The sequence below is a fragment of the Pasteurella sp. WM03 genome (assembly GCF_004570945.1).
Classification (GTDB): domain Bacteria; phylum Pseudomonadota; class Gammaproteobacteria; order Enterobacterales; family Pasteurellaceae; genus Rodentibacter.
In genome coordinates, this window is the sequence record NZ_SPPO01000010.1 from 48,271 (window position 1) to 75,013 (window position 26,743).

Annotated in this window: 20 protein-coding genes and 1 tRNA gene; 17 read left to right on the plus strand and 4 right to left on the minus strand. The window is 38.5% G+C overall.

From position 1 onward, the window contains the following. Positions 1 to 9 precede the first annotated feature (9 nt). The 12 genes from kdsA (at position 10) to E4T92_RS09665 (ending at position 13,525) form a co-directional block, all read left to right on the plus strand. Positions 10 to 864, plus strand: coding sequence for a 3-deoxy-8-phosphooctulonate synthase (gene kdsA / locus E4T92_RS09610; RefSeq protein WP_135094477.1), 855 nt, complete (start codon positions 10 to 12; stop codon positions 862 to 864). 186 nt (positions 865 to 1,050) lie between these two features. Continuing rightward, positions 1,051 to 1,998 (plus strand): 2-hydroxyacid dehydrogenase, encoded by a 948-nt coding sequence (locus E4T92_RS09615; RefSeq protein WP_135094479.1) that lies wholly within the window; start codon positions 1,051 to 1,053, stop codon positions 1,996 to 1,998. A gap of 1 nt (position 1,999) precedes the next feature. Beyond that, positions 2,000 to 3,181, plus strand: coding sequence for a lipoprotein-releasing ABC transporter permease subunit (locus tag E4T92_RS09620; RefSeq protein WP_135094481.1), 1,182 nt, complete (start codon positions 2,000 to 2,002; stop codon positions 3,179 to 3,181). A gap of 3 nt (positions 3,182 to 3,184) precedes the next feature. Next, positions 3,185 to 3,871, plus strand: coding sequence for a lipoprotein-releasing ABC transporter ATP-binding protein LolD (gene lolD / locus E4T92_RS09625; RefSeq protein WP_135094483.1), 687 nt, complete (start codon positions 3,185 to 3,187; stop codon positions 3,869 to 3,871). Continuing rightward, complete coding sequence (gene lolE, locus E4T92_RS09630) at positions 3,868 to 5,118, plus strand: lipoprotein-releasing ABC transporter permease subunit LolE (protein WP_135094485.1); 1,251 nt, start codon at positions 3,868 to 3,870, stop codon at positions 5,116 to 5,118. Before lolD ends, lolE begins: the two co-directional genes overlap by 4 nt. Positions 5,119 to 5,224: 106 nt before the next feature. Then, complete coding sequence (gene aroG, locus E4T92_RS09635; protein WP_135094487.1) at positions 5,225 to 6,310, plus strand: 3-deoxy-7-phosphoheptulonate synthase AroG; 1,086 nt, start codon at positions 5,225 to 5,227, stop codon at positions 6,308 to 6,310. Between the two features lie 193 nt (positions 6,311 to 6,503). Then, complete coding sequence (gene araC, locus E4T92_RS09640) at positions 6,504 to 7,361, plus strand: arabinose operon transcriptional regulator AraC (RefSeq protein WP_077544060.1); 858 nt, start codon at positions 6,504 to 6,506, stop codon at positions 7,359 to 7,361. Positions 7,362 to 7,509: 148 nt separating this feature from the next. Further along, a complete protein-coding gene (locus tag E4T92_RS09645; RefSeq protein ID WP_135094490.1) occupies positions 7,510 to 8,484 on the plus strand; it encodes a substrate-binding domain-containing protein in 975 nt (324 codons plus the stop codon). A 51-nt stretch (positions 8,485 to 8,535) separates the two neighbouring features. Then, on the plus strand, positions 8,536 to 10,029 hold the full coding sequence (locus tag E4T92_RS09650; protein ID WP_135094492.1) for a sugar ABC transporter ATP-binding protein: 1,494 nt from the start codon (positions 8,536 to 8,538) through the stop codon (positions 10,027 to 10,029). Then, the gene (locus tag E4T92_RS09655) at positions 10,010 to 10,960 is read left to right on the plus strand and encodes an ABC transporter permease (protein WP_135094494.1); all 951 of its coding nucleotides are present in this window, start codon (positions 10,010 to 10,012) and stop codon (positions 10,958 to 10,960) included. The genes E4T92_RS09650 and E4T92_RS09655 overlap by 20 nt, the downstream gene beginning before the upstream one ends. A 10-nt stretch (positions 10,961 to 10,970) precedes the next feature. Continuing rightward, positions 10,971 to 11,912, plus strand: a complete 942-nt coding sequence (locus tag E4T92_RS09660) for an ABC transporter permease (RefSeq protein ID WP_135094496.1) — start codon at positions 10,971 to 10,973, stop codon at positions 11,910 to 11,912. Between the two features lie 14 nt (positions 11,913 to 11,926). Then, entirely contained in the window at positions 11,927 to 13,525 is a 1,599-nt protein-coding gene (locus E4T92_RS09665) for an FGGY-family carbohydrate kinase (RefSeq protein WP_135094498.1), read from the plus strand. 315 nt (positions 13,526 to 13,840) lie between these two features. Here the strand turns inward: E4T92_RS09665 and E4T92_RS09670 are convergent. Continuing rightward, positions 13,841 to 13,917 (minus strand) — tRNA-Val (locus E4T92_RS09670). Positions 13,918 to 14,144: 227 nt separating this feature from the next. Here E4T92_RS09670 and pyk point away from each other — a divergent pair. The 5 genes from pyk (at position 14,145) to malT (ending at position 22,889) form a co-directional block, all read left to right on the plus strand. Continuing rightward, positions 14,145 to 15,581 carry a pyruvate kinase gene (pyk, locus tag E4T92_RS09675; protein WP_077542027.1) on the plus strand — a complete coding sequence of 479 codons (1,437 nt, stop codon included), beginning with the start codon at positions 14,145 to 14,147 and terminating at the stop codon, positions 15,579 to 15,581. A gap of 175 nt (positions 15,582 to 15,756) precedes the next feature. Further along, a complete protein-coding gene (locus E4T92_RS09680; protein WP_077542028.1) occupies positions 15,757 to 17,163 on the plus strand; it encodes a replicative DNA helicase in 1,407 nt (468 codons plus the stop codon). A 9-nt stretch (positions 17,164 to 17,172) separates the two neighbouring features. Beyond that, the gene (gene alr, locus E4T92_RS09685; protein WP_135094500.1) at positions 17,173 to 18,255 is read left to right on the plus strand and encodes an alanine racemase; all 1,083 of its coding nucleotides are present in this window, start codon (positions 17,173 to 17,175) and stop codon (positions 18,253 to 18,255) included. 33 nt (positions 18,256 to 18,288) lie between these two features. Continuing rightward, positions 18,289 to 19,938 carry a glucose-6-phosphate isomerase gene (pgi, locus tag E4T92_RS09690; RefSeq protein ID WP_135094502.1) on the plus strand — a complete coding sequence of 550 codons (1,650 nt, stop codon included), beginning with the start codon at positions 18,289 to 18,291 and terminating at the stop codon, positions 19,936 to 19,938. Between the two features lie 254 nt (positions 19,939 to 20,192). After that, a complete protein-coding gene (gene malT / locus E4T92_RS09695) occupies positions 20,193 to 22,889 on the plus strand; it encodes an HTH-type transcriptional regulator MalT (RefSeq protein WP_135094504.1) in 2,697 nt (898 codons plus the stop codon). A gap of 169 nt (positions 22,890 to 23,058) precedes the next feature. Here malT and malM read toward each other — a convergent pair whose 3' ends face one another. The 3 genes from malM to malK form a co-directional block, all read right to left on the minus strand. Then, positions 23,059 to 23,943, minus strand: coding sequence for a maltose operon protein MalM (malM, locus tag E4T92_RS09700; RefSeq protein WP_077542032.1), 885 nt, complete (start codon positions 23,941 to 23,943; stop codon positions 23,059 to 23,061). A 61-nt stretch (positions 23,944 to 24,004) separates the two neighbouring features. Beyond that, positions 24,005 to 25,276 (minus strand): maltoporin, encoded by a 1,272-nt coding sequence (locus E4T92_RS09705; protein ID WP_135094506.1) that lies wholly within the window; start codon positions 25,274 to 25,276, stop codon positions 24,005 to 24,007. Between the two features lie 72 nt (positions 25,277 to 25,348). Then, a complete protein-coding gene (malK, locus tag E4T92_RS09710) occupies positions 25,349 to 26,491 on the minus strand; it encodes a maltose/maltodextrin ABC transporter ATP-binding protein MalK (RefSeq protein ID WP_135094508.1) in 1,143 nt (380 codons plus the stop codon). Between the last annotated feature and the right edge of the window lie 252 nt (positions 26,492 to 26,743).

Below are 26,743 nucleotides of genomic sequence, written 5' to 3' on the forward strand. Positions count from 1 at the left end.
GGAAAACTTATGCAAAATAAATTAGTAAAAATTGGTCATATTGAGTTGGCAAACGACAAACCTTTTGTTCTTTTTGGCGGAATGAATGTACTTGAAAGCCGTGATATGGCGATGCAAGTGTGTGAGAGCTATGTGAAGGTGACAGAAAAACTAAACGTACCTTATGTGTTTAAAGCCTCTTTTGACAAAGCCAATCGTTCATCTATTCATTCATACCGAGGGCCGGGTATGGAAGAAGGTTTAAAAATTTTCCAAGAATTGAAAGCCACATTTGGGGTGAAAATCATCACCGATGTGCATGAAATTTACCAATGTCAGCCTGTGGCAGATGTCGTGGATGTGATTCAACTTCCGGCATTTTTAGCCCGTCAAACGGATCTGGTGGAAGCAATGGCTCGAACAGGTGCCGTGATTAATGTAAAAAAACCACAGTTTTTAAGCCCGGGGCAAATGGGGAATATTGTGGAAAAAATAGAAGAATGCGGTAATGATCAAGTGATTCTTTGTGATCGTGGGACAAATTTTGGCTATGATAATTTAATCGTCGATATGCTTGGTTTTAGTGTGATGAAAAAAGTGTCAAAAGGTAGCCCGGTGATCTTTGATGTAACCCATTCACTGCAATGTCGTGATCCGTTTGGGGCGGCGTCAGGTGGTCGCCGTGAGCAAGTAACGGAGCTTGCCCGTTCAGGTTTAGCAGTAGGAATTGCCGGTTTATTTTTAGAAGCCCATCCAAATCCGAATCAAGCCAAATGTGATGGGCCGTCAGCCTTACCATTGTCAGCTTTGGAAGGTTTTGTTTCACAAATGAAAGCCATTGACGATTTAGTTAAATCTTTCCCTGAATTGGATACATCAATTTAATAGCGAAGTGCGGTTAAAAATAGGAAGGTTTTCTGGATTATTTGTAGGGACACACTGCGGGTGTCCGCTATAAAATATGTGATAATTGGACACACGCAGTCATTTCATTGAAATAACTGTTTTGTGTATTCACTACATAATACCGAAATTTTGATCGCGCTTTTTTTAATAAAAAAGGAGAACATGATGCAAATCGTATTTTTAGACAGTACCGCTATTCCAAAACATATTCCTATTCCTCGTCCAAGTTTTGAGCATGAATGGATTGAATACCCTCATACCTCTGCTGATCAAACTATTGAACGGGCGAAAAATGCAGATATTGTGATTACCAGTAAAGTCATTTTTGATCGTAAAACGCTTGAACAGCTCCCAAAACTTAAACTTATTGCAATTACTGCAACAGGTACTAATAACATTGACTTAATTGCAGCAAAAGAATTAGGGGTTGAAGTCAAAAATGTGACAGGGTACTCCAGTGTCACCGTCCCCGAACACGTAATGGGGTTGATTTTCTCCTTAAAACACAGTCTTGCCGGTTGGTTGCGTGATCAAACTTCTGCCAAATGGGGGGAAAGCCAACAGTTTTGTTACTTCGATTATCCGATTACCGATGTGCGGGGTTCTACCCTTGGTATCGTAGGAAAGGGGTGTTTAGGTTCTGAAGTCGGGCGTTTGGCTAAAGCATTGGGAATGAATGTGCTTTACGCAGAGCATAAAGATATGACAACTTGCCGTGAGGGATATACGCCTTTTAATGAGGTATTAAAGCAAGCGGATATATTGACTTTACATTGTCCATTGACTCAAACAACTGAAAATTTAATCAATGCTGAAACCCTGTCACAAATGAAAAAAGGGGCATTCTTAATCAATACAGGACGTGGGCCTTTAGTGGATGAAATCGCCTTATTAAACGCATTAACAAGTGGGCATTTGGGTGGTGCTGCCTTAGATGTGATGATTAAAGAACCACCGGAAAAAGACAATCCGTTGATACTTGCGGCAAAAACCATGCCAAACTTAATTATTACCCCACACATTGCGTGGGCAAGTGATAGTGCGGTGACGACATTAGTGAAAAAAGTTACGCAAAATATGGAAGATTTTGTCGCACAATTAAACCAAAAGTAATATGAATTTACCCATTTCTCTTTATATTGCCTTACGTTATTGGCGAGCGAAAAGTGCGGATCGTTTTGGGCGATTAGTGACGAGCCTCGCCAGCTTGGGCATTGTTTTAGGTGTGATGGCGCTGATTATCGTACTTTCGGTGATGAATGGACTGGAGGGGTATCAAAAGCAACAAGTGCTTTCCTCCATTCCACATGCCATTATTAGTCAAGAGCAACCAATTTCCACAAAAAAACCGTTAGAAAATCTACCGCACTTTGTGCAAAAAGCCGTACCGATTAACACCACAAAAGTGATTTATCAAACAACTAAAGGCGTGAGTGCGGGGCAGGTGATTGGTGTACAATCCTTTTCTGATGATCCTTTATTAGAAGGCCAAGATCGTATTCCTTTTGAAACTTTATTGCCCACAGGTGAATTTAAATTGATAATTGGCAATCAATTGGCACAAAAACTTGGTATCAATGTTGGTGATAAAATCCGCTTAATGATTACGGAAAATAGCCAATACACTCCCTTTGGGCGCGTGCCGATGCAACGTTTATTTACTGTGAGTGATATTTACTTTGATTATAGCGAAGCATCTGGTTACGAAGCCTTTGCCAATTTATCGGATATTGGGCGATTAATGCGTATTCAACCGGAACAGGCACAGGGCTATCGTTTGTTCTTGACTGATCCTTTTTTAATTACTGAATTACCCGCTTATTTCCCTCAGCAACAAATCACTGATTGGCGTGTACAAAAAGGCGAATTTTTCCAAGCTGTGCGTATGGAAAAAAATATGATGGGGTTATTGATTAGCCTGATTATCGTGGTTGCCATTTCTAATATCGTCACCTCTTTGAGTCTCATGGTGGTGGACAAACAAGGGGAAATCGCTATTTTACAAACCCAAGGGCTGACGAAATCACAAGTACGTTCAGTGTTTATTTACCAAGGGTTGCTCGTGGGGTTGGTCGGTACGTTGATTGGGTCAATATTGGGCATATTGATTACCCTAAACTTGACAACGATCATAAGTGCGGTCAATCCAAACAGTGTTTTTTTGCCTACCGAACTAGGAGCTTGGCAAATTTGCTTTGTTATTGCGTTCTCTCTTTTATTATCTTTATTATCCACTATTTATCCTGCTTATCGTGCGGCAAAAACAGAGCCGGCGGAAGCATTGCGTTATGAGTAAAGTATGAGTCAATATTTATTACAGTGTGAAAATATCAGTAAATTTTATCAAGAAGGTGATGACCAAACTCAAGTCCTAAAAGGGGTGTCTTTTGCCATGAAACCGAATGAATTGGTAGCAATTGTCGGCAGTTCTGGTTCTGGAAAAAGTACGCTTTTACATACTTTAGGCGGTTTAGATCAGCCAAGTAGTGGGGAAGTGTTTATTAAAGGCCAATCACTGCAAAAAGCCTCGGAATCAGAATTAGCGAAATTGAGAAATCAGAATTTGGGTTTTGTGTATCAATTTCATCATTTGATGGCAGATTTTTCAGCTCTTGAAAATGTGATGATGCCAATGTTGATTGGTCGTCAAAATAAAACAGAAGCGAAAGACTGTGCAGAAAAAATGCTCAATGCAGTGGGATTAAGCCATCGTATTTCTCATCGCCCGTCAGCGCTTTCAGGTGGTGAACGCCAGCGTGTTGCCATTGCCCGTGCCTTGGTAAATCATCCAGCTTTAGTGTTGGCAGACGAACCAACGGGAAATTTAGATCATAAAACAACGGAAAGCATTTTCGAGTTAATTCAAGCCTTGAATCAGGAACAAAGTATCGCTTTTTTACTCGTTACCCATGATATGGGGTTAGCTGAAAAATTATCCCGCCGTCTTACGATGCAAGATGGGGTATTAAGGGAAGACGTAGAATGAACACTCCGTTTTTTATTAGCTGGCGTTATCAGCGTGGTAAGCAGAAAAATCCTTTGGTGGCATTGATTGCCAAATTCTCAGCAATTGGCATTGCTTTGGGCGTAGCTGTGCTGATTGTTGGTTTAAGTACCATGAATGGCTTTGAACGGGAATTAAATCAACGCATTTTAGCCGTGGTTCCTCATGCTGAAATTACGGTGAATGAAAATATTCATGAGAAAACGATTAATCATTGGCAAAATCTCGCAGCACGTTTAAAAACAAATGAAAAAATAACCTCACTTTCCCCTTTTGTCAGTTTTACGGCATTGGTTGAGAACGGCAGTAAACTGAAAGTGGTACAGGTAAAAGGCGTGGATAAAACCACACAAGATCAGGTGAGTTCACTCGGAAAGTTTGTCGAGGGGAATGGCTGGCAACAGTTTGAGAAAGAAGGCGGGTTAGTACTTGGTTCCGGTATTGCGAAAGAGCTTGAGATAAAAGAAGGAGATTGGGTTTCCTTGCTGATTTCACAACCAAATGGGGAAGAGCTGCTATCCCAACCTCATCGTGAACGTGTTCAAGTGACAGGTATTTTGCGTTTAGACGGTCAGCTTGATCACAGCTATGCCTTACTTTCACTTCCACAAGCGCAAGAATTATTGGGTTATCGAGCAGACCAAATTACCGGCGTAGAGCTTAAAGTTGCCGATCCTTTTAAGGTTCAAGTTCTCAACTATTCTGAGTTGAGCGATTATCCGCAGTTGCTTTATGTACAAAATTGGATTGCTAAATTTGGCTATATGTATCGTGATATCCAGCTTATTCGTACCGTGATGTATATTGCCATGGTGCTTGTGATCGGGGTTGCCTGTTTCAATATTGTTTCCACCTTGATGATGGCGGTAAAAGATAGGCAAGGCGATATTGCTATTATGCGTACATTAGGTGCAAATAATGGATTTATTAAACGTATTTTTATCTGGTACGGCTTGCAAGCAGGAATGAAAGGGTGTTTAATAGGTATCGTTCTTGGCGTGATTTTGGCGTTGAATTTAACTTCGCTTATTCAAGGCTTAGAATATTTACTCGGAAAGAAATTGCTATCGGACGGCATTTATTTTGTCGATTTTCTTCCTAGCGAGCTTCGTTGGCAAGATGTTTTGTTAGTTTTAGTGGCAGCGTTAGTCTTAAGTCTCTTGGCGAGCTTTTATCCGGCAAGTCGAGCAGCCAAACTTCAACCGGCTCGGGTGTTGAGCAGCCATTAAACAATATTGGAACTTTTACAATGAACTAGTTTACTAGTACAGAAAATAAGTGTAGAGTATTTGCAATTTTCAAACACAATACTTAAAAAATATAAGAGAGTGATGTATGACAAAAGAAAAAATTAAAATCGTCGTCGCAAATGATGATACACGTATCGAAAAGATTGATCAGGTTTTACCGCCTATCGCCCTATTAGAAAAATTCCCCGCTAGCGAAGAAGCAGCGGCACTCGTTAAACAAACCCGCCAAGAAACACATAATATTATTCATGGTAAAGATGATCGATTATTAGTGATTATCGGTCCATGCTCCATTCATGATCCTAAAGCGGCGCTTGAATATGCCAATCGTTTAAAACCCCTACGTGAAAAATATAAAGACAGCCTAGAAATTATTATGCGTGTTTATTTTGAAAAACCACGCACCACAGTAGGTTGGAAAGGATTGATCAATGACCCTTACTTAAATGATACTTATCGTTTGAATGACGGTTTGCGCATTGCCCGTAAATTACTCTCTGATATTAATAATCTTGGTGTACCGTCTGCCGGTGAATTTTTAGATATGATTACACCACAATATGTTGCGGATTTTATGAGCTGGGGGGCGATTGGTGCACGTACTACTGAATCGCAGGTTCACCGTGAATTAGCTTCCGGTTTATCTTGCGCTGTTGGTTTCAAAAATGCGACGAATGGTGGGGTAAAAGTGGCATTAGATGCGGTTGGTTCAGCAGAAGCACCCCATAATTTCTTATCGGTCACTAAATTTGGTCATTCAGCCATTGTTTCTACCAAAGGTAATGAAGATTGCCACATTATTTTACGTGGTGGGGATAAAGGGCCAAATTACAGTGCCGAAGATGTGGCAAAAGTCTGCGCAGAAATTGAAAAAACCGGTCGTGTTCCGCATGTTATGGTCGATTTTAGTCATGCCAATAGCAGTAAACAATTCAAAAAACAAATGGACGTTTGTGAAGATGTCAGCAAACAAATCGCCAGCGGTTCAAAACAAATCTTTGGGGTGATGGTAGAAAGCCACTTGGTTGAAGGTCGCCAAGATTTAGTCAATGGCAAAGCCGCTACTTACGGACAAAGCATCACCGATGCTTGTATCGGTTGGGAAGATACGGAGAGCTTACTCAAGCAGCTGTCTGATGCGGTGATTGCACGTCGCAAAATCAATCCATAATTTCATTTCAGTATATTGGGGCGAATTTCTAGCCCCTTTTTCTTATTCTGTGGTTAATTCATCAGTAATTTCTTTTACTGATTAACAGAACAAATTCGATCGGTTCAAACGCTTACCAAAACATTTTTTATTGCGTTAAAAGTGCGGTTGGTTTTAAATGAGAAATATTTTTTATTAAGGAATCTCATCTTTTATGAAATTTGATGAATTGGACTTGTCAGATGGACGGACTAAATTGGATTTGGTTGCAGGCATTATCCAAATAGAAAAAGGGAATTATCTGGATTTTATCGTTGATCGTCCGGAAGGTATGAAAGGATATATGTTACAACTCACTACCTTTGGACATGGAAAAGTGTTTGATGGAAAGCAATTTTTTTCCGTTAAACGAGGGCAACTTGTACTGTTTCCACCGAATACGCTTCAGCATTACTATCGCCAATCCGAATATCAATATTGGCATTATAAATGGATTTATTTTCATCCCAAACCACGGTGGCTAAAATGGTTGAATTGGACAAATTGTAAGGAAAATATTGGGCGTATTGTTATCAATGAAATGCTTTCTTTTCAAGAAATTAGCCAACTTTTCAGTAAAATTGCACAAGAGTCTGAGTCAAATGATTTGCTTAAAAAGGAAATGAATTCCGGGTTGTTGGAATATTTACTGATGAAGTGTGTTTCAGTGGAGAATATTAAAGATGCTTCACCAATAGATAGCAGAATATTAAAGGTTTGCGATCTAATTTTAGAAAATTTGTCACAAAATTGGAGTGTTGAATATTTTGCTAATCAGGTCTTTTTATCTGAGTCTCGTCTTTCACATTTATTTAAACAATCTCTAGGAATTGGATTGATTCAATGGCGTGAACAGCAACGTATTAGCGAGGCGAAAAAATTGCTTTACTTCTCGAGTTTACCAGTCCATAAAATTGCAAAGTCCTTAGGTTATGAGGATTCTCTGTACTTTTCAAAAATTTTCAAAAAACATACCGCACTTTCGCCCTCTCAATTTCGTGTTGGTGAGTTGAGTGGTGAAATTAAAATGTGATCCATTTCTCACTTTATTGGCTGTAGCGGATTTTTCCATATTCTTAACAGAAAGTTACCTATGCTTTTTGAATTAAATTACTAAGATATTTAATAGCCTTAATTGCTGTTGTAAGTTAAGGAATTATTCATTTTATGAGGAAAATCTTATGAAAAAGCCAACATTCAAACATTTCTTACTTTCCGGTCTTTTTACATTTGCTTGTTGCAGTTCAGCGATTGCAAGTGATGTGGTAAATATTTCAAAAATTGATGGTATGCCTTGGTTTAACCGTATGGCTGAAGGGGTTGTTCAAGCGGGCAAAGATAATCATATTAATGCTTATCAGGTGGGGCCATCAAATACCGATGCTCCTCAGCAGGTGAAATTAATTGAAGATTTAATCGCTAAGAAAGTCAGTGCGATTTCTATTGTACCTAATGATGCCAGTGCATTAGAACCCGTACTGAAAAAGGCCAAACAAAACGGTATTGTTATATTAACTAATGAATCGGTTGGTCAACCGAGTGCTGACTGGGATATTGAAATTATTGATAATACCCAATTTGCAGCGGATTATGTTGAAGAGGTGGCAAAATCATTAGGCGGCAAAGGGGGGTATGTACTCTATGTCGGGAGTTTAACCGTTCCACAACATAACCTTTGGGCGGATCTTTTTGTGAAATATCAAAAACAACATTATCCAGATATGTTTGAGGTAACTAGCAGAATGCCGGTGGCAGAGAATATTAATGATGCCCGTCGTACGACGATTGATTTAGTAAAAGCTCATCCTGATCTTAAAGCGGTCATTTCTTTCGGTTCACAAGGTCCGATTGGAGCAGGGCTCGCAGTAAAAGAAAAACGATTAAAAGGTAAGTTAAATGTTTTCGGTATGATGATTCCTTCACAAGCCGCTTCTTTAATTAAGAGCGGTAATATTACAATGGGGATTACTTATGATCCGGCGAATGCAGGCTATGCTTTAGCAGCAGTGGCGGCAAAAGTATTGAAAGGAGAAAAAATTGAAGAGGGATTGGTCATTCCAAATGTTGGCCAAGCTAAAGTAGATCAAGAGAGAAAACTATTGCAATTCCACAACGTATTGAAGGTAACTCAAGAAAATATAGATAACCTATATTAACTAAAATTCTACCGGGTTCTTTTGAACCCGGTTTCCGCTAAAGGAGATTATATGTCTTTTATTTCAATGCGTAACATTAGTAAAACCTTTAATGGCGTAAAAGCCTTAAATCAGGTTGAATTATCATTAAATTATGGCGAAGCACTTTGTTTAGCTGGGCAAAACGGCTGTGGAAAATCAACATTAATTAAGATTTTATCAGGGGTTTATCAACCGGATCGGGGGGCGGAAATTCAGATTGGCGCAAGTCAATACGATAAACTAACACCGGAAGAATCTATTAACAAAGGTATTCAAGTTATCTATCAGGATTTATCTCTTTTTCCTAACTTGAGTGTTGCAGAAAATATTGCGATGAATACGTATCGCCAATTCGGTTGGGTAAGTTCACAAAAAATACGAGAAATTGCTCGCCAAGCAATTGATAGCATTAATGCGGATTTGAATTTAGATGATCTTGTTGAGAATTTACCGATTGCTCGACAACAATTGGTTGCGATTTGTCGGGCATTGGCACAAAACGCCAAGTTGTTAATTATGGATGAACCAACGGCTTCATTAACTGCAAAGGAAGTCAATCATCTACTTGATGTGGTGATTAAGCTAAAAAGTAAAGGAATTAGTATTATTTTTGTCAGCCATCGATTAAAAGAAGTGATGACGGTATCTGACAGCGTATTAGTTCTGAAAGACGGTAATATGGTGGGTAAATATCCTATTAAAGAGATGGATGAGAAGCGTTTGGCTTTTCTTATGAGTGGATTGGAAATCAATAAAGTGCGGTTAAATTTGCCGGATTTTTCACAATATCCGACAGTACTTGATGTAAGAAACCTGACCCGAGAGCATCAATACCGGAATATTAATTTTTCCATTAAAAAAGGAGAGATTGTGTCTTTAGTCGGTTTACTCGGTGCCGGTAGAACGGAACTTTGTCTGAGTTTATTCGGTATTACACAGCCAACGAGTGGAGAATGTTATTTAAACGGCGAACCAACAAAAATTAACAATAACCGTGAGGCAATTGCAAAAGGGATTGTTTATGTTTCGGAAGATCGAATGAATACCGGCTTGATTATGCAAGAATCTATTCATCATAATATTATTTCAACCATATTTAAGCGCATTATTAATCCTTTTGGAATTATTCAATCACATAAAGCCCGTCAATATACAAATCAACTTATTCAGTCATTAAAAATTAAAGTATCGGATCCTGATCTTCCGGTTAATACATTATCAGGTGGTAATGCTCAGCGGGTTTCTATTGCCAAGTGGTTGGCAATCAACCCTAAAGTGATTATTTTAGACTCACCCACTATCGGTGTCGATGTTGCTAATAAAGAGGGGATTTTTCAAATTATTCAATCTCTTGCAGAACAAGGCATTACTGTTATTTTTGTGACCGATGAAATAGAAGAAGCCTATTATTATAGTCATCGTGTATTGGTTATGAAAAAAGGGGAAATCATTGCAGAATTTATGCCGTCAAATTGTACTGAGCAAGATATCGAGGAACTGGTCTATGAAAAATACGAACAATAAAATCCTATTTATTACATTATTTGTATTATGTACATTACTTAGTTTTTTTACCCAAGATTTTCTTTCTATTGAAAATATTTACGATGTAATCAATAACTATGCGATGTTGATGATATTAGCTTGTGGTTTATTTGTCGTACTCATTTCCGGTGGTATTGATATTTCATTTCCTGCAATAACAATCATCGCCCAGTATATAATGGTTGGGTTAATACAACAATATGATATTGGGTTATTTGGTGTTTTCATTAGTGCCGGTACAGTCGGTATTTTATTTGGATTGATTAATGGCATTATTGTTCATAAATTAAATGTACCTTCAATTATTATTACTATTTCAACACTCAATATTTTTTATGGTGGATTATTATATGTGACTAAGGGTGTTTGGCTGTATGATTTCCCAGAATGGTTTCAGCAAGAGGTTATATTATTTAAACAAACTACTTTAGAGGGATTTGAATATGGATTATCTTTTCAAATTCTTGTTGCCATATTTGCAATATTACTGACGGCTGTAATAACAAATAAATTAACGCTAGGTCGTAAGATTTATGCCTTAGGTGGAAATAAAGAAGCGACTACTAGAATGGGATTCAATTTGCTTTATCTATATTTGGTTGTTTATGGTTATATGGGATTAATGGCTGGTCTTGCAGGTGTTGTACAATCTTATACGGTACAATCAGTTGCACCGGATTCATTACTGGGTTATGAATTAACCGTATTAGCAGCCGTTGTATTAGGCGGCGCAAGTTTATCGGGGGGAAAAGGGACGCTATCAGGAACAATAATGGGGGTGATTTTATTGGCCGTTATTCAAAATGGGTTGAATTTATTAAATATTTCTTCCTATTGGCAGACCGTTATTACGGGTGGCATTATCATTTTAAGTGTAAGTGTCACAGCATTTACACAAAGAAAAAAATAAGGAGAAGAGAATGAAATTGCAATCAGATAATACTATCAAATATCTCTTTCTATTATTCATTATTGCTATCTCAATATTTAGTATTTTAATTCCAGATATATTTTGGTCAATTGCTAATTTTCAATCAATCGCTTCACAAATGGCGGTATTGGGTATTTTAACTTTAGCGATGGCTATCCCAATGCTAACAAGTGGTATTAATCTATCAATTATTGCAACAATGAATGCTTGTGCATTAATCATAGCGTATTTTATTACTAAGCAAGATAGTCTTGGGTATTTATTGATTGGATTGTCCTTAAGTCTGCTGTGCGCTTTTTTAATTGGTCTATTTAATGGTACATTAATTTCTATTGTTAAGGTATCACCTATTTTGGCAACATTGGGAACAATGACATTAATTAATGGATTGAATATTTTGGTGACAAATGGTTCCACTGTTGCTAATTTTCCTGAAAGTTTTCTGTCTATTAGTTCTACAACGTTTTTATTTGTCCCATTTCCCTTAATTATATTTCTATTTTTAGCATTGATTGTCTGGTTTTTACTCGAGAAAACAACAATTGGTAAATCGATTTATTTTATTGGAAATAATGAAAAGGCAACATTTTATTCAGGGATTGATACTAGAAAAGTCATTATTGTTGTTTATATTATTTCTTCTTTACTTTGTATGTTTGCTGCGATATTGATGATGTCAAAATTAAACTCAGCCAAAGCATCTTATGGAGATTCTTATTTATTAATTTCTATTTTGGCATCCGTGTTGGGTGGCGTCAATCCTGACGGAGGAAAAGGGAGGTTAATTGGTATATTGATTGCTTTAATTTTACTACAAATAATCGAGAGCGGTTTAAATATGCTAGGGGTAAGTGGTTATATCACTATGATATTATGGGGAAGTTTACTTATTTTATTTATCTTTTTGCAAAGATATCGTTTATTTAAATGAATCGGGGATAATAAATGCAATATGAAAAAACATTAATTGATACCGGTAATATTGTTATCGGTATTGAATTGGGATCAACCCGTGTCAAAGCCGTATTAATTGATCAAAAAGGGACAATTTTAGCGACCGGTGGCGCGGATTGGGAAAACCATTTAATTAATAATATTTGGACTTACCATCAAGAAGAAATTTGGTCGACATTACGGTCTGCCTTTGAAAATTTACAAATGACGGTTAAGGAGAAATATAGGACGGTAATCAAAACTGCACGAGCCGTTGGTATTAGTGCGATGATGCACGGCTATTTACCTTTTGATAAAGAGGGAAATCAACTGGTACCATTTCGGACTTGGCGCAATAATATTACGTTTACAGCTGCCCAAAAATTAACGGAATTGTTTCAATATCCTATTCCACAGCGGTGGAGTATCGCTCATCTTTATCAAGCTATTTTGAATGAGGAACCGCACCTTGAAAAACTTGCCTATTTAACCACGTTATCCGGTTATATCCACTGGCGATTAACAGGAGAAAAATATCTTGGCATTGGTGATGCTTCCGGTATGTTTCCTATCGACACGGAAACGTCTGACTATAACAAAACAATGTTGGAACAATTTAGCCGGTTAATTGAAAATAAAAATTATGATTGGCACATTGAAGATGTGTTACCACAAGTTCAAGTTGCAGGAAAAACAGCAGGAAAATTGACCGCACTTGGAGCAAAATTATTAGATCCGACAGGGGCTCTACACGCAAATATTCCATTTTGTCCACCAGAAGGCGATGCAGGCACCGGAATGGTGGCAACCAACTGTATTAAAGAAAAAACAGGGAATATTTCCGCCGGTACATCAGCCTTTGCAATGATTGTATTAGAAAAAGCATTATCAAGAGTCTATGCCGAATTAGATATTGTTACTACACCCGCGGGAAAATTAGTGGCAATGGCTCATGCCCAAAATTGTACGACTGATATTAATGCCTGGGTTAACTTATTGGGCGAATGTTTACAAACATTTGGTATCAAAATTTGTACTGAAGAATTATACGAGACGCTATTTCTTCATGCTTTACAGGGGGATACGGATTGTGGCGGATTATTGTCCTACGGATTTTATTCTGGGGAACATAATGTAGGTTTGGAAAAAGGCTGCCCGTTATTTTTGCATCCGGCTAACGCCAAATTTAATTTAGCTAATTTTATGAGGGTTCACTTATATACAGCATTTGGTGCAATGAAATTAGGCATGGATATTTTATTGCGGCAGGAAAAGGTTACAATCACGCGTATTCTTGGGCACGGCGGCATTTTTAAAACGGAAAATGTTGCTCAACAAATATTAGCTTCTGCATTAAATATTCCGCTTGCGACAATGGAGACCGCTTCTAATGGCGGTGCTTGGGGGATTGCTTTATTAGCCAATTTTTTAAGTTACTCAGAAACCTCTTCTTTAGAAGACTATCTGGACAACGATATTTTCAATCAAGTGGAAATCAGCTTAGTTTATCCGGAAAAACAAATCACAGAAGGTTATCAGCAATTCATTGAGCACTACAAACAAGGGATACCAATTATTCAAACCGCAATAGAGCGGGATTTTATCGAGTAAATATGAAAAGATCTGATTAAATTTGATGAGTCATAACAGTAAGGTGAGTATTTCTTGTTAGCGTCAATTATTGATAATTTTAAACAAAGATTGGGCATTGCTAGAGGGGATTATTGTTAAAGAGGGAAGCAGAATACTATTTGTATTGTGTATTCTCTCTGAACAAGTTGGTCAGTATTTGAAATAATACAGAAATCATAGCTATGATGGATAAACAATACTAGATGTATGGAAACGTAAAAAGAAAAAGTAAGAGAAAAGACCGGATAAAACAAAGCCCCGTATTAAGTTGCGCGGGGCTATAATAGGGATATATGGTGCGACTAGCTGGACTCGAACCAGTGACCCCCACCATGTCAAGGTGGTGCTCTAACCAACTGAGCTATAGTCGCTTTGAATGTGGCGGATAATAAACAGTTTTTTTTATGAAGACAAGAAATTTTTTTTATGTTTGTGATGAATGCTAAAAAAATGAGCAAAAATACAGGAAGTTAAGGGGAAAACTCTTTTTTGATTTTGAATTTTTTTAAGCGTATAATGCGCGCCGATTTATTTCGCTCAAATAGGCTTGAGCGAACTTGTTTTATTTTTAATATATCAATATTGACGGAGTAGCATAATGTCTAGAAGACTAAGAAGAACGAAGATTGTTTGTACTATGGGGCCGGCCACTGACCGCGATAACAATCTGGAGAAAATTATCGCAGCAGGTGCAAATGTCGTTCGTATGAATTTCTCACACGGTACACCGGAGGATCATATTGAGCGTGCTGAACGAGTTCGTTCTATTGCGAAAAAATTGGGTAAAACGGTGGCAATTTTAGGTGATTTGCAAGGTCCTAAAATTCGTGTTTCTACTTTCAAAGATGGCAAAATTTTCTTAAATGTTGGTGATAAATTCATTCTTGATGCTGAGTTGCCAAAGGGTGAAGGTAATCAAGATTCCGTTGGTTTAGATTATAAAACCCTTCCACAAGATGTGGTTCCGGGCGATATCCTGCTATTAGACGATGGTCGTGTTCAATTAAAGGTATTGTCAACAGAAGGGGCGAAAGTATTTACTGAAGTGACTGTTGGCGGTCCGTTATCAAATAATAAAGGGATTAATAAATTAGGTGGCGGTTTATCTGCTGATGCATTAACCGAAAAAGATAAGGCAGATATTATCACTGCAGCACGTATTGGTGTTGATTTCCTCGCAGTATCTTTCCCACGTTCAAGTGCCGACCTAAATTATGCTCGTGAACTTGCTCAACAAGCCGGATTAAATGCGAAAATTGTGGCAAAAGTTGAACGAGCAGAAACTGTGGTTGATGATGCGGCTATGGACGATATCATTTTAGCATCAGATGTGATCATGGTTGCCCGTGGTGATTTAGGGGTTGAAATTGGTGATCCTGAATTAGTGGGCGTTCAGAAAAAATTGATCCGTCGTTCACGTCAATTAAACCGTGCTGTGATTACGGCGACTCAAATGATGGAGTCTATGATCAGTAATCCGATGCCAACCCGTGCGGAAGTCATGGATGTGGCGAATGCGGTATTAGATGGTACCGATGCAGTTATGCTTTCTGCCGAAACAGCAGCAGGTCAATATCCGGCAGAGACGGTGGCTGCTATGGCTCGTGTTTGTTTAGGGGCAGAAAAAATGCCTAGCGTAAACGTATCCCGTCATCGTATGGATAAAGAGTTTACCGATATTGAAGAAGCCGTTGCAATGTCTGCAATGTATTCGGCAAATCATATGAAAGGTATTGCAGCGATTATCACTTTAACCCATTCCGGTCGTACGGCATTATATATGTCTCGTATTAGTTCTGGGTTACCAATTTTTGCTTTATCCCGTAATCAAGAAACGCTCAATCTTTGTGCATTATATCGTGGTGTAACGCCGGTATTTAGTGATACTGAGTCACGTAGTGCAAATGGTGCACAAGCTGCAATTGCATTGCTAAAAGAAAAAGGTTACTTAAATTCAGGTGATTTGGTGTTATTAACTCAAGGTGATGAGACGATCAAACACACTAATGTGTGCCGTACTTTAATCGTTGAGTAATGAGCAAATTGAAAGAAAAGAGCGGTGGATTTTTCCACCGTTTTTTTATTGCTATTGCAAGGCATAAAAAATCATCAGATACAAATCTCATAGAAAATTGACCGCACTTTTTTCTTAAATCTCCCCATCATTTGCGGTATTATAGCCACTAATTCTATTGAGTCTCAAAATATCTATGGCATCCCAACCACAAGTTAAATCATCTGATAAAAAAACTGCACAAATTAGCATCCCTCCCCATTCTCTTGAAGCTGAGCAAGCCGTGTTAGGCGGAATTATGTTAAGCAATCAACATTGGGATGGTATTGCTGAGCGCGTGATTGCCGATGATTTTTATACCTTTGCCCACCGCATCATTTTTCAAACAATGGAAGAATTAATGCGGAATCAATCACCTATTGATCTGATTACGCTTGATCAAGCGTTAAAAAATAAAGGGGTGAGTGAGGAAGTTGGGGGATTTGCTTATCTTGCTGACTTGTCAAACAATACGCCAAATGCAATTAATATTTTAGCGTATGCGGATATTGTGCGTGAAAAAGCGATTCTACGTGAACTCATTGCTGTGGGCAATCGTATTGCGGAAAATAGCTATTCCCCTAAAGGGCAAGACATTAAATTGATTTTGGATGAGGCGGAGAGGGAAGTTTTTGCCATTGCGGAAAAACGTAGCACTTCTAGTGAAGGACCGCAAAATGTGATCACTGTGCTACAAAATACAATTGAGCGTATTGATACATTAAGCAAGTTGGAAAATCATTCCGGTGTGACAGGGGTGACAACAGGATTTACGGATCTTGATAAAAAAACAGCCGGGTTACAACCTTCAGATTTAATTATTGTTGCTGCTCGTCCTTCCATGGGGAAAACCACCTTTGCCATGAATCTCTGTGAAAATGCCGCCATGGCAAGTGAGAAACCTGTGCTAGTGTTTAGTTTAGAGATGCCGGCCGAGCAAATTATGATGCGTATGATTGCTTCTCTTGCTCGTGTAGATCAAACTAAAATTCGTACAGGACAAGGCTTAGATGAAATTGAGTGGAATAAAATTAGCAGCGTATTTGGAATGTTTAAACAGAAGAATAATCTTTATATTGATGATTCTTCCGGTTTAACGCCAACAGAATTACGATCTCGTGCACGCCGCGTTTATCGTGAAAATGGCGGATTGAGCCTGATTATGGTGGATTATTTACAACTTATGCGTGCACCGGCATTTTCCGATAACCGTACTTTAGAGATTGCAGAAATTTCACGTTCTTTAAAAGCTTTAGCAAAGGAGTTAGAAGTACCGGTTATTGCGCTTTCTCAGTTGAATCGAACACTTGAACAACGTGCGGATAAACGTCCGGTGAACTCGGATTTACGTGAATCGGGATCTATTGAGCAGGATGCCGACTTAATTATGTTTATTTATCGTGACGAGGTTTATAACGATAATTCCGAGGACAAAGGGGTGGCAGAAATTATTATTGGTAAACAGCGTAACGGCCCGATTGGTCGTGTGCGATTAAAATTTAACGGACAGTTCTCCCGCTTTGATAATCTTGCCGAGCAACGTGAGTATTATGACAATTATTAAGGATAAATAATGAACGTAAAACCGGCGACAGCGAAGATTAGCTCCTGTGCTTTAAAACAAAATTTAGAGGTAATTAAACAAAAAGCACCTCATAGTAAAATTATTGCGGTTGTTAAAGCCAATGCCTATGGGCATGGTGTGGTATTTGTCGCATCGACACTTGAAAATACGGTAGATTGTTTTGGGGTGGCGCGTTTGGAAGAAGCGTTGGCATTGCGATCGAATGGCATCACAAAACCTATTTTATTGCTCGAAGGTTTTTTTGATGAAAAGGATTTGCCAATTCTTGCTGTGAATAATATTGAAACGATCGTACACAATCGTGAACAGCTTGAGGCATTAAAACGTGCAACGGTACCAAGCCCGATTAAAGTATGGCTTAAAATTGATACCGGTATGCACCGTTTGGGCGTAGCCCTTGATGAAGTGGATGAATTTTATCAAGCATTAAAAAAACTTCCTCAAATTCAACCGCACTTAGGTTTTGTCAGCCATTTTAGTCGGGCTGACGAGCTTGAATCTGATTATACCCCACTTCAAATTAATCGATTTTTATCCGTGACCCAAGATAAACAGGGAGAACGCAGTATCGCAGCATCGGGAGGGATTTTATTTTGGCAAGAATCTCATTTAGATTGGATTCGTCCCGGTATTATTATGTACGGTATTTCGCCAACAGATACTGTAGGCGCTAAATTTAACTTAACTCCCGTGATGAATCTCACTTCTTCCCTTATTGCCGTACGAAACCATAAAAAAGGCGAGCCGGTCGGCTACGGGGGAATTTGGACAAGCCCTTGTGATACCAAAATCGGTGTGGTAGCAATTGGTTATGGTGATGGTTATCCACGCGATGTGCCGGAAGGTACACCCGTGTATTTAAATGGGCGTATCGTGCCAATTGTGGGGCGGGTATCTATGGATATGCTGACTGTCGATTTAGGGTGGGAGAGCGAAGATCAAGTTGGTGATGAAGTGATTTTATGGGGAAAAGAATTACCGATAGAGACCGTTGCCCAGTTTACCGGCATTTTAAGCTATGAATTGATTACAAAATTAACACCTCGTGTTATCACCGAATATGTAGACTAAATTTAAAATTAATAAATAATAGAAGGAAATACTATGAAAAATATCAATCCAACCCATACTCAGGCGTGGAAAGCGTTAGAAACGCATCAAACCGAATTGGCAAATGTGACCATTCAAAATTTATTCCAACAAGAAAAGGATCGCTTTAAAGATTATTCATTAACCTTTAAGGATCAAATTTTGGTGGATTTCTCAAAAAACAATATTAATCAACAAACTCTTTCACTTCTTCGACAACTGGCTCAAGAATGTTCGCTGGACAGTGCAAAAGAGGCAATGTTTAGTGGTGAAAAAATTAACCGTACCGAAAATCGTGCCGTGTTACATACCGCACTTCGCAATCGGGCTAACACACCGGTGATGGTGGATGGCAAAGATATGATGCCGGAAGTAAATGCGGTTTTGGCAAAAATGAAGGATTTTTGTCAGCGTGTGATTTCCGGTGAGTGGAAAGGTTATACCGGAAAAGCTATTACTGATGTGGTGAATATCGGGATTGGCGGTTCGGATTTAGGTCCTTATATGGTAACGGAAGCGCTACGCCCTTATAAAAATCATCTTACGATGCACTTTGTTTCTAATGTGGACGGCACACATATTGCAGAGACACTGAAAAAAGTGAATCCGGAAACCACACTTTTCTTGGTTGCGTCTAAAACCTTTACCACCCAAGAAACCATGACAAATGCTGAAAGCGCACGTGATTGGTTATTGGCTTCGGCACAAGATAAAAGTGCGGTCGCAAAACATTTTGCGGCACTTTCTACTAATGGCAAAGCTGTAGCCGAGTTTGGGATTGATACCAATAATATGTTTGAGTTTTGGGATTGGGTAGGCGGACGTTATTCCCTATGGTCTGCCATTGGTTTATCCATTGCGCTTTCTATTGGCTTTGACAACTTCGAGCAATTATTAAGCGGGGCGCACGAAATGGATAAACATTTCCGCACCGCACCAATCGAACAGAATATTCCAACTACTTTAGCCCTTGTGGGATTGTGGAATACGAATTTTTTAGGCGCACAAACTGAGGCAATTTTACCTTACGATCAATATTTACATCGTTTTGCCGCCTATTTCCAACAAGGCAATATGGAGTCAAACGGTAAATATGTAGATAGAAACGGCAACACCATTAGCCATTATCAAACCGGCCCAATCATCTGGGGCGAGCCGGGTACAAACGGTCAGCACGCCTTCTATCAATTAATTCATCAAGGTACAACTTTAATTCCTTGTGATTTTATTGCACCGGCACAAAGTCATAATCCATTAGCGGATCATCATAACAAATTACTGTCTAACTTCTTTGCCCAGACGGAAGCCTTAGCATTCGGTAAAACAAAAGAAGAAGTGGAAGCGGAGTTTGTGAAAGCAGGTAAATCCTTAGATGAGGTAAAAGAGATTGTGCCGTTTAAAGTGTTTACCGGTAACAAGCCGACCAATTCTATTTTGGTGCAAAAAATTACACCGTTCACTTTAGGAGCGTTGATCGCCATGTATGAGCATAAAATTTTTGTTCAAGGCGTGATTTTTAATATCTTCAGCTTCGACCAATGGGGGGTGGAATTGGGTAAACAACTGGCTAACCGTATCCTACCGGAATTAGCGGACAGCGAAAAAGTCTCAAGCCACGACAGCTCAACAAACGGCTTGATTAATCAATTTAAAGCCTGGCGATAAATAAATTGGAGTGAAAAGTGCGGTCGATTTTGACCGCATTTTTAATAAGATATATGTAGTAGTTGTATAAATCTGATTTTTGTTTATCCGAACCATACTAATGGTGGTTATAAAAATCAAACAATTTCAATATATTAAAAGATACCAATGCGGTACCTCTATATTTTTCCTTTTTGCATTTGCTACATAATATTAGTAAATAGAATCTTCTCTTTAGTTTTTAATCCATTCATCATTTAACGAGATAAAATTAGATGTTAATTCCGGCAAAGTTAATTTGTAGCTATCGTTTACAAAACAGTGTGTTGCGCACTTCATTGTTACAATATCTTGATAAATCACATCATTACCCACTTGTATTAGTTCATGCTCCCGCCGGTTATGGTAAAACGACGTTGGTTTCTCAATGGGTTGGAAGACAGAAAAATGTCGGCTGGTATTCGTTGGACGAAAGTGATAATCAATCGGAACGATTTGCGACCTATTTTATTGCAGCGTTAAGGAGTGCGCTTAAGCTAGAGGTTAAAACTGATGAATCTTTACATCGCCAAAAAAATTTACAAACGCTGTTTACTGAGCAACTTGTAAAAATTTCAACTGTTACCGAGCATTTTTATTTAGTGATTGATGACTATCATATTATTGATAATGAAGACATTCATGAGGCTCTAAAATATTGGATTCGTCACCAACCACCTTGTATGACACTGATTTTAATTTCTCGTTCAGTCCCCCCTCTTGGTATTGCCGGTTTGCATGTTCAAGAGCAATTACTGGAAGTGAATAGCCATCAGCTTTCTTTCAGCCATTCGGAAAGTGTAGAATTTTTTCAGTCACGTTTAAATCAGAGCATAGCAACACCGGACATTACCGAACTTTGTGATGATGTTGAAGGATGGCCGACAGCACTTCAGCTTATTAGTTTATCCGCTAAGCAACAGAACATATCTCTTAAAGATGCTGCGAAACGTTTGGCTAAACTTAATAATTTCCATATTAATGATTATCTCAATGATGAGGTACTAAACCGGATTGATCGCAATATGAGGTTATTTATACTTCGTTGTTCAATTTTACGTTCAATGAATGAAACATTAGTTCAACAGGTTACCGGTGAGCTGAATAGCCGGAATAAATTGGAATCTATTGAAAAACAGGGGCTTTTTTTACAACAAATGGATGCTGAGGATAATTGGTGGCGCTTTCACCCATTATTTGCTTCATTTTTGAATCATTGTTGTCAATTAGAACTCGCTGATGAGCTTGATCAGCTTCATGCTAAGGCAGCAAAAGCATGGCTGAAATTGGGATATACAACCGAAGCTTTATACCATTCGGTACAATTAGCAGATCGTGGTATTTTGCTTGATATTTTATCGGAACAAGGTTGGAAATTATTTCATCAAGGTGAACTCAAGCTACTTGAGCAACATTTAGACTATCTGGATGATATAAGTTTTACCCAATCACCTCAATTGATTTTATTAAAAGCATGGTTAGCGCAAAGCCAGCACCGTAATAGTGAAGTAAATGGTATTTTTGGACATTTTGAGCAGGTATTGGCTGATCAGAAAATTCAACTCAGTCAGGCTATTCAGTCTGAATTTAATGTATTACGTGCTCAGGTTGCCATTAATCAGGGAGATGAAAACACTGCCCTTTCTTTAGCTTCCCAAGCTTTAGAGCATTTACCCTCAAATGCGAATTATGCAAAAATTGTTGCTACTTCAATTATTGGTGAGGCTTACCATTGCTATGGTAATTTTAATGAAGCGCTAAAAATGCTCAGAAAAGCCGAAAAAATGGCGTGGAAATACAATGCACCACACAGTATTCTATGGACATTACTCCAACAGTCGGAAATTTTTATTGCGCAAGGTTTCACTCAGGCCGGTTATGATCTTTTGGATAAAGCGGGTGATTTTGTTAAAGAGCATCATTTACAAAAAGTGCCAATGTATGAGTTTTTACTACGTTTAAAAGGACAAATTTTATGGGATTGGTATCATTTAGATAAAGCAGAAGCAATGGCAAATGCCGGTATTAAGGTACTAAATAAAGATGAAGATCGCCTTCAATGTTTAGCGTTACTATGCAAAATATCTATTGTTCGTGGTGATTTGGATAATGCCTCTCGTCTTCTCAAACAGATTATTTATTTGCAAAAAATGAACTGGTATCATCAAGATTGGAATGCCAATGCTAATCAAGTCAAAATCGTGTTGTGGCAAATGCTTGGTGATGTTGAATCTGCAGAGTCTTGGCTTGCTCAAACGCATCGTCCTACTAATGAAAAAAATCACTTTAACCAAATTCAGTGGCGAAATATTGCAAGAGCATTGCTTTTATTAGGACAATATTCAGATGCTGAAGAAATTTTAAATCGAGTGATTCAAACCGCTAAAGAACTAAAACTGACGAGTGACTTGAATCGAGCGCTTATTTTACGAAATCGTTTATATTTTCTTACCGGGGAAAAAGAATTGGCACAACGGGATTTAATTGATGCCCTACAACTTACCCGCCAAACAAATTTTATTAGTATTTTTGTCATTGAAGGCGAAAATATGGCACAACAAATTCGTCAGTTGTTACAAGCTAACATCTTGGATGAATTAAGCGTACATAAAGCACAATTTATTTTGCGTAACATTAATCAGTATTATCGACATAAATTTGCCCATTTTGATGAACAATTTGTCAATAATCTTATTTCTAACCCTAAAGTACCTGAATTATTAAAGATTAGTCCTTTAACCCTAAGAGAATGGCAAGTCTTAGGCTTGATTTACTCCGGTTATAGTAATGAGCAGATTTCAGATGAATTACAGGTGGCAACTACAACGATAAAAAGTCATATTCGTAATCTTTATCAAAAAATCGGTGTATCAAATCGGCATGATGCGATTGCTTATGCAAAAGAACTGCTTCAATTGATGGGCTACGGCTAATTTCTATAATTTTATTTAAAAACTGACCGCACTTTAATTGTAGGTAAGAGTAGGGGGCTCACCTACACAAACCATGATTTTTGTGCGTGGATTGTGCTATTCATACACACTACGAAAATGTACAAAAAAGCCACCTTGTTCAAGGTGGCAATAAAGCAGCAAAAGCGTATTACTTAGAAGAAACTTGTTGTAAGAAAATTTTCCGAGGGGAGGTTAAACCGAGTTTTTCTGCTTCATTCACTAAATTTAGTGCTCGGTTGACATCATTTTGTTTTAGGGCATTGCTCACGGCTTGTTTGAAATAGGCTTCTGTTTCTTTATCCACTGAGGTTATCACCGCTTTACTAGGGTGTTCCTCTTTTACTATGGGTTTTGCCCCAACGGATTGATTTGAAGCACTTTTCTTTCCTGTAAATATCTCCGTCGGAATGCCAATAAAACGTGTTCCATCGGCAGCGGTCACGTTAATATTGATTTCCCCATAAGGGCTGTGTTTAACCTCAATATCTGCAATAGACGGTGGCTGTTTGCCGGTCGCTTGAGCAAAACTTTTGGCTGGGTGAGGAACCATGGTTGTTTTTTGTACATCTTGAGCTGTGGTATAAACCAACAGATAAATATAGTCTTGGTTTGGCGTTGGGGTTAGATTCAATTCTGCAACCAAACGATTAGGCTGTAACCCTCTCTCACCTTTAAATTTAAACTCAGAAGAAGGATAGCGTGCAGCAATATTAAATTGACTATCTAACACAATAGCATTGGGGACAAAGACGTGATCTTTAGTCATTGGGCTGGATATCTGAATTTCCAATGTTCCTTGATTCGCCGGAATACGGTATGTTGCAACAGGGCTTTCCATACCGGCAAATGGCACAATGAAATTCTGTTTTTGCTGTGTGCTTAATGTGGTCGTGACTGTTTCAGAATAGGGGACATCCTTCCAATTTAATTGTGATAACACTGTTGAGTTAATATGGTTTGGTGTTGCAGTGCTTGGCAAAACAACTAACATATTAGCCAATAAAAGTGCGGTAGAAAAAAGCGTTTTTTTCATATTAACCTCATAACTCTAAAAGAAAGGGAGAGACATTTCTCCCCCCTGTAATTTGGCGGGATTACCACCACGCTTCAAATTGAACACCGGCGATAAATTCACTATCTTTAGCTTTATAACCTGCTTTGGTACGCACGTCAGTATTGAACTTATCATTCCAGTGTGCATAGGTACCAAATACTCGGATAGCAGGGCGAGCCCAAATACTTGAACCGGCTTGCCATTGTTGTGCAAGGGTGACTTTGGTGAGATCATTTTTATGACCTGTGGCTTGATCTTTAATGCGATCATAGCCGACTTCCACCAACGAGCTCATCGTATCTGTCCATTTATACATCGGGCGTACACCGGCAGAATACCAAGTTTTACCTTGTTTATTATCCAAGTCTGTTTTTTCATAAATCAATGCATACATCACTTCAATTTTATCCGTTGCAGATACCACCCCTTGGTTAATTAAGCGGAGCATATTACCTTTATTATTGGCAGAACCGCCTTGAGAATGCCCGGTGCTCCAAGAGGTCATTGAATCTGTTGCGTACTGCGCAGTAAATTTATTGAAACCGCCAAAAAATTCATCTTGGGTATGTTCTAAGGTAACCATATAGCCGTTTTTACTTGCGCCTTGCTCTCGGGAGGCATGGTTTTTGGTATGTGAATTGCCATAATCAACACCAATTTCTAAGCGACCATTTTTACTGACTTTTAAATCAGCTAAACGAATATCGAAAACATCATTATAAACGTCTTTGTTTTTATCCTGAGTAGAGTCCCATTTTTGGGTTAGCGGATTATATGTCCAACCATACGCACCGCCTTTCTCTGTATTACGGGTTACCGCAAGAGAGAGTTTACCAAAACCGAGATCAATGTTTTCAACCCCGGCACCGGGACCTGAAATATCCCAATAGTAGAAGTCGTTCATATGGACATCGTGGCGTTGGTAGAAACGTTTACCTGCCCATAATGTTGCTCCCGGTAAACTGTCTGCGAAGTTTTTAAATTGCACGTTGATTTCGCGTAAAGCAGGGCTGGTATCTTCCCAATCTCCTTGTTGATTAACGCTATAAGCCACATTGGAATCTAAATAGAAGGATTTATTGCCTTCTTTGTAAAGCTCTTGTCCAAGTTTAAATTCAGCATAGGTTTCGGCTTCATTCCCTAAACGATACTTAGAACCACCGCCATTGACTGTAAAAGCGGATTGTTCTCCACCGCCGGATGTCCAACCAATACCGGAACGGGCATAACCATGAAAATCAACCGCACTTGCGGATGTGGCTATTAATACGCCTGTAATTGCAGCTGCGAGTAGTGTTTTTTTGTTGTCCATAATAAATCTCTCTTTGTTATTGGTTAATTTAGGATAAAAGTGAACGTGTATGATTTATTACCATACAGATTTTTATACACCGATTTCTTTAAATAGACGGCGACAAGCTGTCCCGTCCTCTTTAAATAAATGACAACGTTCAGGCATAATACCAATTTCAATTTCATCACCTTCTGAAACTAGCACCACATCATTTTGGCGATAAACAAATATCGGTTGATGAATTTCAGGTATTTCAATGTGGATTTGGGTTTCGTGTCCTAACAATTCGACAACTTGAACAATACCACGTAAGCGAACTTCAGCCTGAACAACAGGAATGACATGCTCCGGGCGAATGCCTAAAGATAGCATCTCGCCCTCATTGACGCCTTCACCTTCGACCGGAATCCAGAAATTATGATGATTGGAATCCGGCAATTCCACTTGAACACGCTCAGTTTCTACGGCAGTAACACGAACCGGTAAGAAATTCATTTTCGGTGAGCCGATGAAACCTGCAACAAAGCGGTTTGCCGGATAGTGATAAAGTTCTAATGGTTTACCGACTTGGGCAACATTGGTAGTAATTTGCGGATTATTTCCTAGGGCTTGTAAGACAACAATTTTGTCAGCTAGGGTCATTGCTTCGACTTGGTCATGAGTGACATAAATCATCGTACGACCTAATTTTTTATGTAATTTGGAGATCTCAACCCGCATTTGCACGCGTAGCCCAGCATCAAGATTTGAAAGCGGTTCATCTAATAGGAAAACTTCAGGCTGTGAAACTAGGGTTCGACCGATTGCTACGCGTTGACGTTGACCACCTGATAGTGCCTTAGGTTTACGATCAAGCAAATGGGCTAATTGTAATACTTCGGCAACTTGATTAACGCGTTGATCCCGCTCTTCCTTACTGACTCCGGCTAATTTCAAACCAAAAGACATATTATCCGCTACGTTCAAATGGGGATATAGTGCATAAGATTGGAAAACCATTCCAATTCCACGTTTTGCGGGCTCTACATCATTCATTCTTTTATCGCCAATAAATAAATCTCCGCTTGTAATATCTTCAAGGCCGGCAATCATTCTCAATAATGTTGATTTACCACAACCTGAAGGCCCAACAAAAACAACAAATTCCCCTTCGTTGATTTCTAAATTAACATTTCTTGAAATGTGGATATCCCCATAGGATTTATTGACATTACGCAGTGATACATTGGCCATAACAAAACCTCATTAACATCAATTGTTCTTTTTGGATACACATCATTGCTCATCTCAATAGAGAAAAAATCATCCTTTTATCATTTTTTCGAGGATTAGAAGAAAAAAGTATGACTTCTTTCTTTTTACAGCGAAATTTGTAAATAAAATGCATTTTTTAGTACGTTTTTTGAGTGAGATCATATTTTTTAATTTTAAAAATGTGATCAGTTTCACAAAACAAAAAATTATTAAAAATATTGTAGGATAATT